Source organism: Marinobacter sp. C1S70 (assembly GCF_000475355.1).
In the GTDB taxonomy this organism is placed as follows: Bacteria; Pseudomonadota; Gammaproteobacteria; order Pseudomonadales; family Oleiphilaceae; genus Marinobacter; species Marinobacter nauticus.
This window is the reverse complement of the sequence record NZ_AXBW01000072.1, coordinates 1-648: the sequence shown is the minus strand read 5'-3', so window position 1 is coordinate 648 and position 648 is coordinate 1. Positions and strand designations below refer to the sequence as shown.

Below are 648 nucleotides of genomic sequence, written 5' to 3'. Positions count from 1 at the left end.
CGCGATCACCCAGCGGGGGTGTTTCCAGGTTCGGGCCTGGTACTGGAACCGGTAGGTGGCGGAGACTTTTTCACCCAGTTCGTTGTGAGCCTTGCGAACCAGCATCGAGGGTACGTCTACCTCCTTGAGCAGCCGGCTGTTCTTGCTGAGGCCCACCAGATAGTCCACGTTGTTCCGGTCGCACCAGCTCAGCAATCGGGGACGGTAAAAGCCGCTGTCACCCCGGAACACGATGCGGGTATTCGTCCAGTACTGCCGGATGAACTTCACCAGCAGGGCCAGAATGGCCCAGCTGTGGCGGCTGTCGCTTCGGTTGCTGGTGCGCAGGTAGCTCACCAGCAGATGGCGACCGCAGAACACGTACAGCGGGAAGTAACAATGGTGATCGTAGTAGGCGTTAAAGAACTTGCCGGGCTGGTCGCCATGCACCGGAACGTCGGTGCCATCGAAGTCCAGCACGATTTCCTTGGGTGGGGCGTCGTGCTGCTCAATGAAGTGATGCCACATCAGTTCGTGGGCCTTGACCACGGCCTGCCGGTCCACGCGCTGCTCCATTCGGCACAGTGTTGATTTGCCCGCCAGAATGGCCTCTTCGCCAGTCGCGGTCTGAAGTGCCTGGTCAGCGCGTAACGTTTCGTGATCGTTCAG

1 protein-coding gene is annotated in these 648 nt (G+C 60.0%); it reads right to left on the bottom strand.

What is annotated here, in order from left to right:
• Positions 1–648, bottom strand: a 648-nt coding sequence (locus Q669_RS15430; RefSeq protein ID WP_022992968.1) for an IS1380 family transposase, incomplete at both ends; no start/stop codon positions are given.